The organism is Streptococcus suis (genome assembly GCF_002960425.1).
GTDB classification, from domain to species: Bacteria; Bacillota; Bacilli; order Lactobacillales; family Streptococcaceae; genus Streptococcus; species Streptococcus suis_S.
Map to the genome: position 1 here is coordinate 66,832 of NZ_POIZ01000033.1, position 15,594 is coordinate 82,425.

Here is a 15,594-nt window from a genome sequence, read left to right on the forward strand (position 1 = left end):
TTTAGAAAGGAAACAGTAGGAAACAGTAGGAAACAGTAGGAAACAGTAGGAAACAGTAGGAAACAGTAGGAAACAGTAGGAAACAGTAGGAAACAGTAGGAAACAGTAGGAAACAGTAGGAAACAGTAGGAAACAGTAGGAAACAGTAGGAAACAGTAGGAAACAGTAGGAAACAGTAGGAAACAGTAGGAAACAGTAGGAAACAGTAGGAAACAGTAGAAAACAGTAGAAAACAGTAGAACGCAGTAGAACGCAGAAAAGTGGCTATCAACAATCAAGTGATAACCACTTTTTTCATTTTAGGCTTTATTTCAAGGCTCGGCTGTGAATATGTCAAATGCGCGTAGGTAGAAAAATCATTTATCCACCAATTCTTTCAATAGTTCATCATATTGGTTCATAGCATTTTCTAATTCTTTGTCAAAGTCAACAGTTGGCTCAGTTTTGAGAATGCTAGTTTCTACACACAGCTCCTCTTTACAAACTTTTGTAGCACTGCTATTCAATGGAAAATTCATTGGGTATGCCTCCCAATTTTGTAAATACACTATAATGGTATGTGCAAAAAATAAAGTGAATACTTTTGGTTGGTACATTTTCTAGAATCAAGAATAAGGTAAACAACCAGATCTTAAGAAAGCTCGTAAGGCTTCACAAGTTAATATACTGCGATATATCAACGTTTCAAAGCACTCAAGAGTTTACCTCATGGGTGCTTTTCGTGGTTTTTTGAAAAGTTCACCTCAAAATTTACCTTATTGCTTAAGAGAGTCTAAGGCAAATTCTCCGACTGCCGTTGGAATGACGTTTGAGGTGTTGACATAAATTTGAGTTGTCAGGGTGTCGTTGAGAGTTAGAGACTCAAAATCGGAAATAGAAAAGAAAGCTATAATAAGAGTAAATTAGCATAATTTTGAATTTAAGAATTGATCAATGTTTCAGCAATTTAGAAACAAATCTATATTACTTCCTTGTGCATTTATTTTTTGAATCGTAGCCAAATGTTTGGGATGAGGCAGAAAGCATAAGTGCTATGCTGGAATTTTGGAAAAATGAAAAACCTCCCACAATGAGAGGTAGACACTATTCTTTTGTTGGTGAGATCTAGCTATTTGTAATCCTATCCAGCACCTCATCTGGAATGACATGATTGTCGGCGAACTTGTTCATATTTTGGAAATACTCAGAATACCAATTATGATTTTTCATTAGTTGGTCCATGGCATAGGTCTTCCATTTATTGGGGCGGTTGCTATATGGAGAGCGTATTTCACCATCAATAAGTTGTTTCTGGGTAGCAGGTTTTGGGGCGCCATTTTTGTAAAATCCATTTATACCTTGGTATCGCTCTGACTCCTTTTTGATGGGGAATATTATCTTTTTGACAAAATCTGCAGTGGAGAATTTGTATTTTTCTGAAACAAGACACTTTGGTACTAATAAGATGGGCTTTCCTTGTTCAGAAGCTACATAATAGTTTTTGATTCTCTTCCAACTAAGTGACTTAAAATCCCAATAGTGGCCGAAGTTGTACTCTGTTTCTTCAATATTGAAATTGTGAATAGTGGCTTGCTCTAAAGTGTACTCTACAATCTCTTTTTTCAAAATACTTACAAGAAAGTCTGATGTCCTATCTTCCGCGAATTTTGGTACAAAAATTGCGATTGAGGCAGGATGTAGCAAAATTTCGCGTTCTTTGGTTCCAAACTCAATGATTTTCTTAAAAAAATCAAACAACATTTCCTCAGAAGCCCCGGTTCCCTTTGAACCTTTTGAAGAGTAACCTAAGTGTATAAAATTGCATTCGGAAGAGTAACGCAGTAGTTTCCGAACTTCATTCTCTCCTTCCTCCATATATACTCGATAAACTTCTAACAAAAATGAATGAAGTTTCTGGACGCCATCCTTAAAAATAGGATGTAGATGCTGTGAATACAACTTTGTCGGATCCAAAAATAGTTTATAATCTTGACTGCAAGATATATTCACAAAGTCAAGTTCATAGTGTTTTTTTTCTGTTAATGTTCCATTTGTCAATGGCAGAACTCCTTTATTATAAATATTTGGAAACAATGAATGAAGGAGTCTTACTTTACAATCTAAATAGAAACTGTTATAGTTTTAATAGAAAATTTGAGAATAGTGTCAGTTCAAAAGACTCTGATTCGTTCATTGTGTGAAAGATTGTAGATGGCCGTCTACAATCTTTTTCCATGTTTTTAGTATAGCCTACACAATTAAATAAGTCAATATATAAGTACTATATTTTGTACATTTAAAGAAAAAAAGAAGCAAAAAGCACAATATATAGAATCTGGTGGAGGGCGCTGATAATGAGATTATATCTTCACATTTCAGCAGATTATTTCAGAAACTTTAGATGAATTATTTTATAGCCATAAAGATAATGTCGATATTTTTCAACTGAAAACGATTTTATTACTTGTAAAGAAATGGTATAATAGAAAGCAAATAAGAAGAAAAGGTGCCTTATGACGACCATAGATATTAGTGAAGAAACATTAGCGAGAGAGTCCTCTGGTCTTCTGAGGACCCTCTTGAAAGACCGAACGACCAACAAGTCCATCGTTTGGGCGACCCATTCCTATGAGTTATTGGGAAAAGGGTTCGGGGTCTATGACCGAATCACTCCTAGTAAGGTAACGGGACCTTATGCCAATCTGATCCAGCCACGCTCTGAAAAGTCCAAGTACGAGCAAAAAGACCGTACCAAGGTTCGGGCCGAAGTCTTCACACCGACCTGGTTGGTCAAGGAGCAAGTGGATGCCGTTGACCAAGACTACCAAGCCCTTGACCTAGAAGCCTACCTCAACCTCAAATGGTTGGAAATCACCTGTGGAGAAGCGCCCTACATGGTCTCTCGCTACGACACCGTGACGGGACAAGCCCTAGCCCTAGAAGAGCGGGTCGGCTTTTTGGACCGCAAGCTCCACCGCCTGTCCCAGGAAGTCCATGATGAAAAATCCTGGTTCCAAGGGGCAGTGACGGCCTACCAGAACGCCTACGGCTACGAGTTTCAGGGGGATTCCCTCCTCTTGGCGCGTGAAAACCTCTTTGCTAGCTTCACAGACTACTATCAGGCCAAGTTTTCCCAGGAGCCAAGCCCCAGCCAGAAACAGACCATTGCCCAGATTATTTCCTATAATGTCCTGCAGATGGACGGTCTATCCTACACTGTCCCCTACTCCCAGCAAGCGGGAGATGCCGTTCAGCTTAGCCTTTTTGAGGAAATAGCAGAGCAGACCAGCCAGCCCCAAAAGGCACAAATCAAAGATTGGAAAACAAATGAGTTGATAGATTTTGAGCGTCTATCACAGGGAGAAAAACCTATGAAATTTGATGTTGTAATTGGAAACCCACCGTATCAGGAGGAATTGGAAGGTACAAGCGATAAGCCTATTTATAATTATTTTATGGATGAATCATATAAAATTGGTGATAAATCTATCCTTATTACTCCAGCACGATTTCTCTTTAATGCTGGAAAGACACCAAAAGCATGGAATCAAAAAATGCTTGCAGATGAGCATCTGAAAGTATCATACTATAAACAGGATTCTTCAAAAGTTTTTTCAGGTACTGATATTAAAGGCGGCGTAGCTATTACTTATCACGATAATGCACAAACCTTTGGAGCAATTGGAACGTTTACGGCATTTGATGAATTGAATTCTATTTATAGAAAGGTGTATTCAAATAAAGATTTTATTTCATTGAGTGATTTTGTTTACTCACCGGAAAGTTATAAGTTAACACCTCAATTACATAGTGATTTTCCAGAAATTGAATCAACGTTGAGTAAGGGGCATAAATTTGACTTAACTACCAATATATTTGATAAATTACAAGGTATTTTACAAGATGAACCATTTGAGGATTCAATTCAGTTAATCGGACGATTGAACAATGAAAGAACATATAAATGGATATCTAAAAAATATGTTAAGGGACCTGATAACTTTGACAAATTTAAAGTCTTACTTCCAAAGTCCAATGGAAGTGGGGCGATAGGCGAAGTTCTATCGACCCCACTCGTGGGTCACACACAAACATTTATATCTATTGGCAAATTAGATACCCTTGAGGAGTGCCAGTCTCTATTAAAATATATAAAATCAAAATTCGCACGTACTTTACTAGGAGTGTTAAAAATAACTCAGGATAATAAAAGAGGAACTTGGAAGTACGTCCCTCTCCAAGATTTTACGTCAAGCTCGGATATCGACTGGTCCCAGTCGGTGGCGGAGATTGACGCCCAGTTGTATAAAAAATACGGTCTTTCTCAGGAAGAGATTGACTTTATCGAGTCCAAAGTGAAAGCCATGGATTAGTCCTCGTTCGTTACGATATGAAATGCTAGAGAAAGGGAAGCAGGTAATCGATGTCCGTTTTGATTAAAACTTCAGAAGAGATTTCTCCGAAAATCTATGCCTACACCACACCCCATGTGACCAACAATGAGGGCTGGATTAAGATTGGCTATACGGAACGTCAGGTGGAGCAGAGGATTAAGGAGCAGACCCATACGGCGGGGATTGAGCCGTCTATTTTGTGGCAAGAAGAGGCCAAGTATATCGAAGAGCCAGACAAGGGCAAGCCTTTTAAAGACCACGATTTTCACCAGTTTTTGAACTTCCATGCCATTGAACGCCGTCCAAAGACGGAATGGTTCTATTTCAATGGTCATCCTGAAAAGGCCAGTCATTTGTTTGACAAGTTTGTCCGTCATGATGTTTCAGGTTACCAGCCTGGGGAGCAGGTGGATTACCAACTCAGACAGGAGCAGGAAGAAGCTGTCCAGCAGACCTTGGCCTATGTAGCCTCCAACCATGATGCCCGCAAGAGGGAGTTTCTTTGGAATGCCAAGCCGCGCTTTGGCAAGACCCTGGCAACCTATGACTTGGTTAAACGCCTCAATTGCGACCGTGTCCTGATTGTGACCAACCGCCCAGCTATCGCCAATTCCTGGTTTGATGATTTTCATAAGTTTATTGCAGGTTCAACTTCTTACAAGTTCGTTTCTGAGTCGGATTCCCTCCGAGGCAGACCGACCTTATCTCGGGAGGATTTCAAAAAACTCCTTTTCACTGAGGAAGATGCTCGGGAAATTGCATTTTTAAGTCTCCAAGACCTCAAGGGTTCCAAGTACTTTGGTGGCGGCTATGATAAGCTTCAGTGGGTAGGCCAGACCCAGTGGGACTTGCTGGTCATTGACGAGGCCCATGAGGGAATTGATACCCTCAAAACAGATATTGCCTTTAACCAAATCCAGCGCAACTTCACCCTCCATCTGTCAGGAACGCCTTTTAAAGCCCTGGCTAAGGGTAAGTTTACAGAAGACCAGATTTACAACTGGTCCTATGCGGATGAGCAGGCTGCCAAGCAGAATTGGCTAGCGACCTCTGAGCAAGAAAATCCTTATGAAAGTCTTCCTCAGCTCAACATGTTCACCTATCAGATGTCCAAAATGATTACGGATAGAGTCAGTGCTGGTGCGGATTTTGGCAGTGAAACGGTTGATTTTGCCTTTGATCTCAATGAATTTTTCGCGACCAATGAATCTGGCAAGTTTATCCATGAAAGGGAAGTCAAAGAGTGGTTGAATACCCTGACTTCCAATGAAAAATACCCATTTTCAACCAGGGAATTACGCCGAGAAATCAAGCACAGCTTTTGGCTTTTGGACCGTGTTGCTTCTGCCAAGGCTTTGAAGGAATTATTGGAAGACCATCCTACCTTTGACCGCTATAAGATTGTGCTAGCAGCAGGATCAACCAGTCAACGCGAAAGTGAGGACCAAGAAGCTGTCGGCAAATCTCTGGACCTAGTCAGAAAGGCCATAGCTGAACATGACTACACCATTACCCTATCTGTCGGTCAGCTGACGACTGGTGTGACCATACCAGAGTGGACAGCGGTCTTGATGTTGAGCAACCTTCAGTCTCCGGCTCTCTATATGCAGGCCGCCTTTCGTGCTCAGAATCCTTACAGTTGGGTAGAAGGAGACAAGGTCTACCGCAAAGAACGAGCCTATGTCTTCGATTTTGCTCCAGAGCGCACCTTGTCACTCTTTAGCGACTTTGCCAACAATCTCAGCTTAGCAACAGCAGGCGGTGCAGGTACTAGTCAGACCAGAGAGGACAATATCCGTAACCTGCTTAACTTCTTCCCTGTTATCGCAGAAGACAGAGAAGGTAAGATGGTGGAAATTGACGCTCAGGCAGTCATGACTATTCCAAGCCAGATTCGTGCAGCAGAGGTCATTAAGCGGGGCTTTATGTCCAACTTCCTTTTTGATAATATTGCAGGTATTTTCCGTGCCAGTCAGATGGTCTTGGACATCTTGGACGAACTCCCTGTGGAGCAACAAGGGAAAATCAGTCAAGCTCCAGATACGCTGGAATTTCCAGATATTGAAGTGGATGAAGAAGGTCAGGTTCAGGTGGCTGAGGAGTTGGTCATCAACCGTCAGGAAGTCCTCTTTGGGACCAAAGTCTATGACTTGTTGGATACAGTGGAAGAGATGGTTGACCAGATGGAGACTGTCGATAAGACCTTTGTCAAAACGGTTCAGAAAGAAGTGTCAGCTACCTTGGTTGAAGAGCTGACAGCTGGCTATGATTTGACTAATCGTGAGAGCAAGCAACTGGAGAAACAGATTCATACCGAGATTGAAACGGTCATCCAACGAAGCGAAAAAGAATTTGACATCCAACAAGCTTACTTGGAGCAAGAGTTCCAAGAAGCCTTGAAGGAAACGATAGATGACCAACAAAAAGAGGAGCTGGAGCAGGCTTATCAAGCCAAGCAAGTAGAAGCGCATGAAGCCCATCAGGCAGAATTGCGTCAGCGCCTGGCGGAAAAGGTACAGGAATTGCCTCGTGATTTGGTCGAGCAACAGGAAGTCAAGCAGCGTCAGCGTACCCTTGCTCAGGCTGAGGAGGAGATTCGTGGGCATTTGCGTGGCTTTGCACGGACCATTCCAAGCTTCATCATGGCTTATGGAGATGAGCAGTTGACCCTAGCTAACTTTGACACCTATGTGCCAGATGAGGTCTTTGTCGAGGTGACAGGTATCAATCTAAATCAATTCCGCTACCTGCGTGATGGCTGTCCTGAATTTGCTGGACACCTCTTTGACCAGCCGACCTTCGATCAGGCTATTCAGGAATTTTTACGGAAAAAAGCAGAGCTGGCAAACTATTTTGAAGATAGGACAGAAGACATCTTTGACTATATTCCACCTCAAAAGACCAACCAAATCTTCACACCGAAGAAGGTAGTTCAGAAAATGGTGGATGAGTTGGAAAAGGAAAATCCTGGTATCTTTGATGATCCGACTAAGACCTTTATTGACCTCTATATGAAGTCGGGTTTGTATATCACGGAATTAGTTAAGCGTCTCTACAATAGCCAAGGCTTACAGGCAGCCTATCCTGATGGGAATGAACGGCTCAAACATATCTTGGAAAAGCAGGTCTATGGCTTTGCACCCACGGCTATCATTCATAAGATTGCTTTAGAGTTTATCTTCGGCAGCCTGCCAGACACCATTAGTCGGAAAAACTTCCTGCAAGTGGACACTGTTCCTTATGCCAAGGAAGGCAAGATGCAGGACGTGATTGATGCTTCTTTGGGATAATTATCATCATTTAGTTTTTCTTTTATTACTTCGACGATCGAGGAAACGTCGTTTCCTTATTTCCAACTTCAAACACTCCACTGGATTGTTTGAACTCGCCTTGCCTGATTGAAACAGTCTGGGGGATACGAATAGTCCGGTGGACTATTCGTACCTGAGCCTGAAAACAAAAAAGCGAAGTACCTCAGCTAGTCAATGCCTAGAAACAAGAAAGCATTGAGTTATGCCTGCGGCTCGTTGCCTAGTACTAAAGGCAAACTAAAAGACTATATATGAAAGCTTGTCATATTGGCAGGCTTTTCTCTAACAAAGTGCTATACTAAAGCTAGTAAGGAGAGGGGTAAGTTCTATGTGGACAAAAAGAATACGCTACATTACTAATCCTGGACAGTTGGCTGACTATTTATCGTCTATTAGCCATTTTCATGATGATTTGATTGGTTCCTTCTCCTATGATAGCATGTCAGCTAGCCTACGCTTGACCATTGAAGAGGATTGTTTAGTAGAAAGTCCCTCTAATGAACCGGCCCAGGTTTGGGATTTAGAGTGTCATGGGGTGACAGACTTTAGAATGCAAGACATGGATGGGCTTTCAAGGTGGTGGATTTATGAAGTTTTATATGATGGCACTACTTTCCAATTTCAGCTTGTGAATGGCTATTTTGCCTTCTCAGCAGAAAGTTTTACGTTGGGAATTCCCCATAAACCGACTACAGAAGGGCACACAGCCATTACTCGTTTGCAGTATGATTATTTCTTACAAGAATTTGAAGCGGGGATGATGCCTGGAGAAATCAATTTTTCTTTTGAAACAGATGATGTGGATATGCTCCGTTCCTTTGGTTATTCAAAAGAGGCGGAGCAACCATATTGGATAAGGGAAAACAAGCATACGGATGAAAGAAGGTTTACGAGTTCTGCCACATTATTCTCTTCCCTGTTGTTTGATGGAAAGTCCTTGAGAGAAAGATGGGATGAAGTAGTAATCTACAGTATAGCAGGTCAATCCTTAAATGATTGGTTGAGCCATGCTGACCATTCTGTTGAAACACATGTATCCGAACCAGAGGACGGCAACAGTCTCTACATCAATGGTGTCGAGTTAGATGGTTTTATCGATAAAGAGGGGAAGTCTTGTCCAACTTGTGGTAGAAATAAATGTTATTTAGAAGATTATGATGACTATTGCTGTCCCTATTGCAATCTCTGGTTGACGGATGAATGGTGGTATGATGACGAGGTGGGCTACTTTGAAAAACGTCCTCTTGAGCCAGAACTTTTGTGGAAACCCAATAAAATATTGCGGTTTTGCCAGGTTCAATTTGTGAATGGTGGCAAGCTGTATTCCTATTATTGTCCCGACCAAACCATAAATAAGGGAGATTGGGTGGAAGTTACGGCCGGAACACAAGCTGTTAAAAAAGATGTTCAGGTAGTGGATATCTTTACGGCTCCAGCAGACCATCCTCCCTATCCGTTGGATAAAATAAAAACCGTACTAGGAAAATCAAGAGAGTGGTCAGAAGTAATTGCGGAAACAATGAAGAATTTACTGGCAACCGGTACTATTTGTGACTTGTCTGAGAAAAAAATTCCAACGGATCCATCGATAGCCTATGACCTCTTGAAAACTCCAGTCGGCAATTTCTGGTTGGAATTAAATGGACAACCGATAAAAATGTCCATTGTATCCTGCTATCCAAAATCAGATGATAAATATTTTGTGAAAGGTTCTTACCATATGAAACCTTTTGATACGAATGTTGTTGACTTTAAGCGTTTAACGATTTGCACAGATATTGACCTTAGAAAAGCCAGATTGATTGATAACTTATGAGGTGAGCACCAGTATGGGAATAATTGGCAGGTTGGTGATTATGATATTGGAATTGTAGCTCATCCCTATTCCTACTATGAGAATGAAATGGATGAAGATATCTTAGGGATCCCCTATTACTGTGACTGGATTGAAGATTTTAAACAGTTATTCGGTTTTTCGGTTGCTTGGAAACGCTATAGATCCGATGAGGATATTTCTATCTGGTACAATGTGTGATTTAAATTGTTGCAATAAGAATAGGCTGGACTTGAGCCCAGCCTATTTTGCTATTTAAAATACAGTAATCTCAACCCGTTCAAAATCACCAAAATCGTGGATCCTTCGTGGCCGACCACGCCGAGCGGTAGGTTGATAGACTGGAAGAGGTTAGAGATGATGAGAAGGGCGATGACAGACAGGGCAAAGATGATATTTTGCTTGATGATGCCCCGCATTTTCTTAGAAAGGCGAATAGAGTAAGGAATCCGTGTCAAATCTTCCATGAGCACGATGTCGGCTGACTCCATAGCGATGTCTGTTCCGCTTCCCATGGCATAGCTGACATTGGCTTGAGCAAGAGCAGGAGCATCGTTGATACCGTCACCTACCATACCGACAGACGCAAACTCGGTTTGCAGTTCTTGGATAACAGAAGCCTTGTCCGTAGGCAGGCAGTTGGCAATCACACGGTCAATACCGACCTGACTCGCCACGTAACGAGCTGTCTTTTCTTGGTCGCCCGTCAGGAGAATTGGCGTTACGCCCATCTCTTTCAACTGGGCAATCAGCTGCTTGCTCTCAGTTTTCAAACTATCTTCCACCATGAAAATCGCTGCCAGCACATTATTTTGGCTGACATAGACCAGGGTTTTCCCAGTGCTTTCCGCCTCATCGATCTGTACCAGCAAGTCAGCAGACAGCGGACTTACCAGGCTGTCTACTACAAAGCCTGCCTTACCGATTTTCCAGCTATCGCCCTCATAGCCCGCCACCAAGCCTTTTCCGGTCACGTCTTCTAGGCTTTGGAGGGCAATAGCAGAGCTGTCAGCCGTATAGGTCAAGAGAGCCTGGGCGATCGGATGGCTTGATTGTTTTTCAACTGCCTGAACAACCTGCTTGATAAGCTCTTCATCGCCAAGATAGCTTGCTCCTACAACCTCAGGTTTACCAATGGTCAGGGTACCGGTCTTGTCAAAGACGATGGTCTCTAGATTGGCGATCTTATCCGCAATATCACCGCCCTTGATAATCATGCCCTTGCGTGCCGCACGGCTGATAGCAGAAAGTGTCGCCGGTGAAGAAGAAGCCACAAGCGCACATGGAGAAGCAATGGTCAAGAGAATCATACCACGGTAGAAGGCAGTCAACCAGTCCCAAGCCAAAGCAAAATGAGCAAAGAGGATAAAGAGCGGCACCACCACCAAAACAACCTTGACATAGGTATCTTCCATATTTTCAATAAAAGTCGCCGTTTTTGATTTGGATTCTTGGGCATTTTCAACCATTTGGACGATTTTATCGAAGAGGGCGTCGCCTTTTTCAGCTGTAACTTGAACGGTCACAGTTGGGCCTTGGTTAATGGTTCCGCCGATAACAGCCGCACCAGCTGCTTTTTCCGCAGGAAGCGGCTCACCTGTAATCATGGACTCATCAAAGATTGATTGCTCACTGATGAGAGTGGCATCTAGTGGGACCGTGTCGCCCTTGCGAACTTGTAGGAGGTCACCGATGCGGATGGCTGCGGTGTCTAAGACAGTAATGTCACCATTTTCCTCTATTTTGCGAGCCGTTGGAGGGGTCATGTTCATCAAAGCAGCGATAGCATTCTTGCTTTTCTCCATGGCCAATTCTTCTAGAGTAGAAGAAAGGGAGAAGATGAAGATGAGTAGAGCCCCCTCCATCCAGTAGCCGATCAGTCCAGAACCGATAGCAGCCAAAATCATGAGCAGGTCGACAGACAGGTGCTTATCAAAAAATAGCTCAGTCAGACCTTCCTTGGCGGACTGATAGCCCCCGATAATGAAGGCTAGAATGAAGAGGATAGGTGCCCATCCCTGTCCAGTCTGTAGCAGGAGAATTCCTACTAGGATAAATACTAGGCAGAGAGCGGTCGTGATAACGTGGCTATTTTGTTTAAATTGTTGTGTCAGTGTCATAAATCTTCCTCGAAATATCTTTCTATAGTTTAATTATAACAATTATAATTAAAATGTCAAGATTATTTATAATAATTCTAAATAAGATTTTTCAGAAAATTCCAAGGAACAAAAAAAGAGCGAATCATTTCGCTCTGCTATTCTACTATTCATTAGATTGGCACTCAGGACAAATACCATAGATAGATAGGACTTCTTTGGTTACTTTATAGCCTGTTTGACTTTGAGCTTCTTTTTTCAGGCTAGGAAGTTCAATGTCCATGAAGTCTGTGATTTTTCCGCAGACTTCGCAAATGATATTGAGGTGATCATGTCCCATAAAGTCATAATAGGTCGTATTATCGTTGGTTCGTTTGATCTCTGTTACAAAACCTTCTTCCAGAAGAAGTTTTAAATTATTGTAAACAGTAGCCAGACTCATGCTTGGATAGTCTGGTAGAAGATCCTGATAAATCATTTCAGCACTTGGGTGGTCGTCACTTTCAATGATATAGGCGACAACGGCCTTGCGGGTCGAAGTGATCCGAACTCCTTTTTCTTTAAGGTGTTGAATGACATGGTCAAAATCAGCCTGGTGGTCACTACTATGATGATGGGTCATGCTTACCTCCTTTCCTGTAGGTAATAATAATAATTCTAAATTTCAATAGCTACTTTCATTATAGTGTATTTCCTAAACTATGTCAATCCTATAGGTGAACCGAACATCTGTGCTAGGACAGTTTGCGCTTTCTAGGCTTGTTTTTACAAGTTTGCTTGTGCTACAATCAGACCATGACACGATATAAGGCAATTATTTCCTACGACGGACATGATTTTTCTGGTTTTCAGCGCCAGCCCCATGCTCGTACAGTTCAGGAAGAAATCGAAAAGACGTTAGTAAGATTGAATAGTGGCCAGCCAGTAATCGTTCATGGTGCGGGTCGGACAGATGCGGGAGTACATGCCTACGGTCAGGTCATCCACTTTGACTTGGCTGGCAGTCGAGATGCTGAGAAACTCCGCTTTGCCCTAGATACCCAAACCCCTGAGGACATTGATGTGGTCCAGGTGGAGCAGGTGGCGGATGATTTTCATTGCCGCTATGCCAAGCACAGCAAGACCTATGAATTTCTAGTGGACATTGGCCGACCCAAGAATCCTATGATGCGCCACTATGCGACCTTCTATCCCTATGATTTGGACTTGGGCTTGATAGAAGAAGCTATACAGGACCTGGTGGGGACCCATGACTTCACAGGCTTTACGGCATCAGGGACCTCGGTCGAGGACAAGGTGCGGACCATTACGGCGGCGACCATGGAGTATGACCAGCGGCGCCAGTTCTTGATTTTTACCTTTTCAGGCAATGGCTTTTTGTACAAGCAGGTGCGGAATATGGTCGGGACCCTGCTGAAAATTGGTAATGGTCGGATGCCTGTGGGGCAGATTAAGCGGATTTTGGCAGAAAAAGATCGTGGTTTGGCAGGTCCAACTGCGGCAGGCAATGGGCTCTATCTAAAGGAGATTATCTATGAAGACTAAGTATATTTTGGCACTTTCGGGCAATGATATTTTCAGCGGTGGCGGCCTCCATGCAGATCTGACCACTTACACAGTCCATGGCCTGCATGGCTTTGTGGCGGTGACCTGCTTGACAGCTATGACAGAAAAAGGGTTCGAGGTCATTCCGACAAATGCGGCGGTGTTTGCCCAGCAGTTGGCTAGTTTGAAGGATGTGCCCTTTTCAGCTATTAAGATTGGCTTGCTTCCGACGGTGGACATAGCAGAGCAGGCCTTGGAGTTTATCAAGGCTCATCAGGATATTCCGGTGGTGCTGGATCCGGTCTTGGTCTGCAAGGAAACGCATGATACCGAGGTCAGCCAGCTGAGGGATGAACTCTTGAAATTCCTTCCCTATGTCAGCATCCTCACGCCAAATCTGGCAGAAGCTCAGCTATTGCTCCAAAAAGACATCCAAACGGTGGAAGAGATGGAGCAGGCGGCGGTGGCGCTTTATGACTTGGGTGCCAAGGCGGTGGTTATCAAGGGGGGCAACCGCTTGGGAGGTTCACAGGCTGTCGATGTTTACTATGACGGGCAGGAAGTGGCGGTGCTCAAGTCGCCCCTGCTTTCAGAAAACAATGTGGGGGCAGGCTGTACCTTTGCGTCCAGTATTGCCAGTCAGCTTTTGCTAGGTCAAAACACTTTAGAGGCAGTCCGACTGTCCAAGGACTTTGTTCACACAGCTATTTCAAAATCAGATCAATATGGGGTAATTCAGTATGAGAAATAAAAAGACGCAAGAACTAGTATTATTAGCGATTTTGACAGCCTTGACCTTGGTCTTGGCCCACTTCCATTTGCCAACCCCATCGGGTTTTGTGACGCTCTTGGATGTTGGAGTTTTCTTTACAGCCTTTTACTTGGGTAAGAAAGAGGGAGCCATTGTCGGCGGTTTGTCAGGGCTTCTGATCGACTTCTTGTTGGGCTATCCCCAGTGGGCTTTCTTCAGCTTGCTTTTCCACGGGGCTCAGGGCTATTTTGCAGGATGGACGGGTAGGAAACGTTTTCTGGGCATCATTTTCGCCAGTCTTTCCATGATTGGTGGCTATTTTGTGGCATCTAGTTTCATGTATAATGTAGCTGATGCTGTTACAAGTCTGATGAGCAATACTCTGCAAAACATAATTGGTTTGGTGCTAGGTTATATCTTGGCTCAGGCAATAGAAAGAATTGGTGCAGTAAATCATGTCATTAAAGGAAATTAAAGACCAAACTAAGCAAGTTGTCGAAGAGATTTTAGAACTCAGCAATCTTCAAAAGGGTCAGATTTTTGTGCTAGGTTTGTCTTCTAGTGAGGTCATTGGTGGGCATATTGGCAAAAATTCCAGTCTAGAAGTTGGTGAGGTGATTGTTGAAACCATTCTGGATATTTTGACACCAAAAGGCATTTTCCTAGCTGTCCAAGGCTGTGAGCACCTCAATCGTGCCTTGGTAGTGGAGCGGGAATTGGCTATCCAGAAAGATTTGGAAATGGTCAATGTCCTCCCCACCCTTCATGCAGGTGGCTCTGGGCAGTTGGCAGCCTTCAAGTATATGAAGGATCCAGTCGAAGTGGAATTTATCACCGCTCAGGCGGGTGTGGACATCGGTGATACGGCGATTGGGATGCACATCAAGCACGTCCAAGTGCCAATTAGACCGAGCTTGCGTGAAATCGGTCAGGCCCATGTTACAGCCCTTGCCAGCCGACCAAAACTGATCGGCGGAGCCCGTGCGGCGTATCAGGAAGATCAGATACGGAAAAATTAGTCACAGCCAGAAGGTTGTGATTTTTTTGAATAAAATCCTTGCCAAGTAGATTTCTTTATGCTAAACTTGTTCTTGCGATTGATACAAGTTCAAAAGGAGGATTTCCATGGATACCAAATTTTCAGTAGCTCTGCATATCTTGGCCATGATTAGCGAGAGCAGTGATGTCATGACGTCGCAGGCCTTGGCAACCAGCGTCGGTACCAATGCCAGTTATATCCGCAAGGTCATCGCTCTCTTGAAGAATGCAGGCATCATCCAGTCCCAGCAGGGCAAGGCTGGCTATGAGTTGAGCAAGGATCCGGCGGACATCAGCCTCCTGGACATCTACTATGCCACCCAGGAAGTCACGCATATCCAGCTCTTTCAGCAGCACCAACACGCCAATCAATCCTGCCCAGTTGGTCGGCACATTGCAGGAGCTGTCCAGCCAATCTTTGCGACCATTGAGCAGGATTTGCAGGACAGATTATCCCAAGAAAGCTTGGCCCAGGTCATTGCCAACTTGTATCAAGAGGCAAAAACATCCAACTGACTTTCACAAGTCAGTTCAGACTGAAGACAAAGTCGTTAGAATTGTATTTCTAACGGCTTTTTCATATGTAAAGTAGTATAATAGAGTTAGGAATAAAGAGAACGCTTAGAAGGAGAATCGCTATGTT

Annotated in this window: 13 protein-coding genes; 9 read left to right on the forward strand and 4 right to left on the reverse strand. The window is 43.4% G+C overall.

Annotated features, from left to right (window positions below; genetic code table 11):
* Positions 1 to 356: 356 nt before the first annotated feature.
* Complete coding sequence (locus C1G57_RS11345; RefSeq protein ID WP_238595262.1) at positions 357 to 518, reverse strand: hypothetical protein; 162 nt, start codon at positions 516 to 518, stop codon at positions 357 to 359.
* Positions 519 to 1,104: 586 nt separating this feature from the next.
* Positions 1,105 to 2,037 (reverse strand): hypothetical protein, encoded by a 933-nt coding sequence (locus C1G57_RS04225; RefSeq protein WP_105113873.1) that lies wholly within the window; start codon positions 2,035 to 2,037, stop codon positions 1,105 to 1,107.
* Between the two features lie 455 nt (positions 2,038 to 2,492).
* On the opposite strand from C1G57_RS04225, the gene C1G57_RS04230 reads away from it, so the two are divergent.
* From C1G57_RS04230 to C1G57_RS11475, 4 genes are all read left to right on the forward strand, one after another.
* Complete coding sequence (locus C1G57_RS04230) at positions 2,493 to 4,352, forward strand: Eco57I restriction-modification methylase domain-containing protein (RefSeq protein ID WP_105113874.1); 1,860 nt, start codon at positions 2,493 to 2,495, stop codon at positions 4,350 to 4,352.
* Between the two features lie 50 nt (positions 4,353 to 4,402).
* Positions 4,403 to 7,663 carry a DEAD/DEAH box helicase family protein gene (locus tag C1G57_RS04235; RefSeq protein ID WP_105113875.1) on the forward strand — a complete coding sequence of 1,087 codons (3,261 nt, stop codon included), beginning with the start codon at positions 4,403 to 4,405 and terminating at the stop codon, positions 7,661 to 7,663.
* Positions 7,664 to 8,012: 349 nt separating this feature from the next.
* A complete protein-coding gene (locus tag C1G57_RS04240) occupies positions 8,013 to 9,500 on the forward strand; it encodes a hypothetical protein (RefSeq protein WP_105113876.1) in 1,488 nt (495 codons plus the stop codon).
* Positions 9,501 to 9,587: 87 nt separating this feature from the next.
* Positions 9,588 to 9,719: a hypothetical protein gene (locus C1G57_RS11475; RefSeq protein WP_269088091.1), complete on the forward strand. Its 132-nt coding sequence runs from the start codon at positions 9,588 to 9,590 to the stop codon at positions 9,717 to 9,719.
* A 50-nt stretch (positions 9,720 to 9,769) separates the two neighbouring features.
* Here C1G57_RS11475 and C1G57_RS04245 read toward each other — a convergent pair whose 3' ends face one another.
* Together C1G57_RS04245 and C1G57_RS04250 are read right to left on the reverse strand one after the other, a co-directional pair.
* Positions 9,770 to 11,638: a heavy metal translocating P-type ATPase gene (locus C1G57_RS04245; protein ID WP_105113877.1), complete on the reverse strand. Its 1,869-nt coding sequence runs from the start codon at positions 11,636 to 11,638 to the stop codon at positions 9,770 to 9,772.
* Between the two features lie 145 nt (positions 11,639 to 11,783).
* The gene (locus tag C1G57_RS04250) at positions 11,784 to 12,239 is read right to left on the reverse strand and encodes a Fur family transcriptional regulator (protein WP_105113878.1); all 456 of its coding nucleotides are present in this window, start codon (positions 12,237 to 12,239) and stop codon (positions 11,784 to 11,786) included.
* 173 nt (positions 12,240 to 12,412) lie between these two features.
* Here C1G57_RS04250 and truA point away from each other — a divergent pair, with 173 nt between their 5' ends.
* From truA to C1G57_RS04275, 5 genes are all read left to right on the forward strand, one after another.
* On the forward strand, positions 12,413 to 13,162 hold the full coding sequence (gene truA, locus C1G57_RS04255; RefSeq protein ID WP_105113891.1) for a tRNA pseudouridine(38-40) synthase TruA: 750 nt from the start codon (positions 12,413 to 12,415) through the stop codon (positions 13,160 to 13,162).
* Positions 13,152 to 13,913: a bifunctional hydroxymethylpyrimidine kinase/phosphomethylpyrimidine kinase gene (locus C1G57_RS04260; protein ID WP_105113879.1), complete on the forward strand. Its 762-nt coding sequence runs from the start codon at positions 13,152 to 13,154 to the stop codon at positions 13,911 to 13,913. The genes truA and C1G57_RS04260 overlap by 11 nt, the downstream gene beginning before the upstream one ends.
* Positions 13,903 to 14,388, forward strand: a complete 486-nt coding sequence (locus C1G57_RS04265; protein WP_105113880.1) for an ECF transporter S component — start codon at positions 13,903 to 13,905, stop codon at positions 14,386 to 14,388. The genes C1G57_RS04260 and C1G57_RS04265 overlap by 11 nt, the downstream gene beginning before the upstream one ends.
* Positions 14,369 to 14,932, forward strand: coding sequence for a TIGR01440 family protein (locus C1G57_RS04270; RefSeq protein WP_105113881.1), 564 nt, complete (start codon positions 14,369 to 14,371; stop codon positions 14,930 to 14,932). Before C1G57_RS04265 ends, C1G57_RS04270 begins: the two co-directional genes overlap by 20 nt.
* A gap of 106 nt (positions 14,933 to 15,038) precedes the next feature.
* Positions 15,039 to 15,467, forward strand: a complete 429-nt coding sequence (locus C1G57_RS04275) for an Rrf2 family transcriptional regulator (protein ID WP_105113882.1) — start codon at positions 15,039 to 15,041, stop codon at positions 15,465 to 15,467.
* The last annotated feature ends 127 nt before the right edge of the window (positions 15,468 to 15,594 follow it).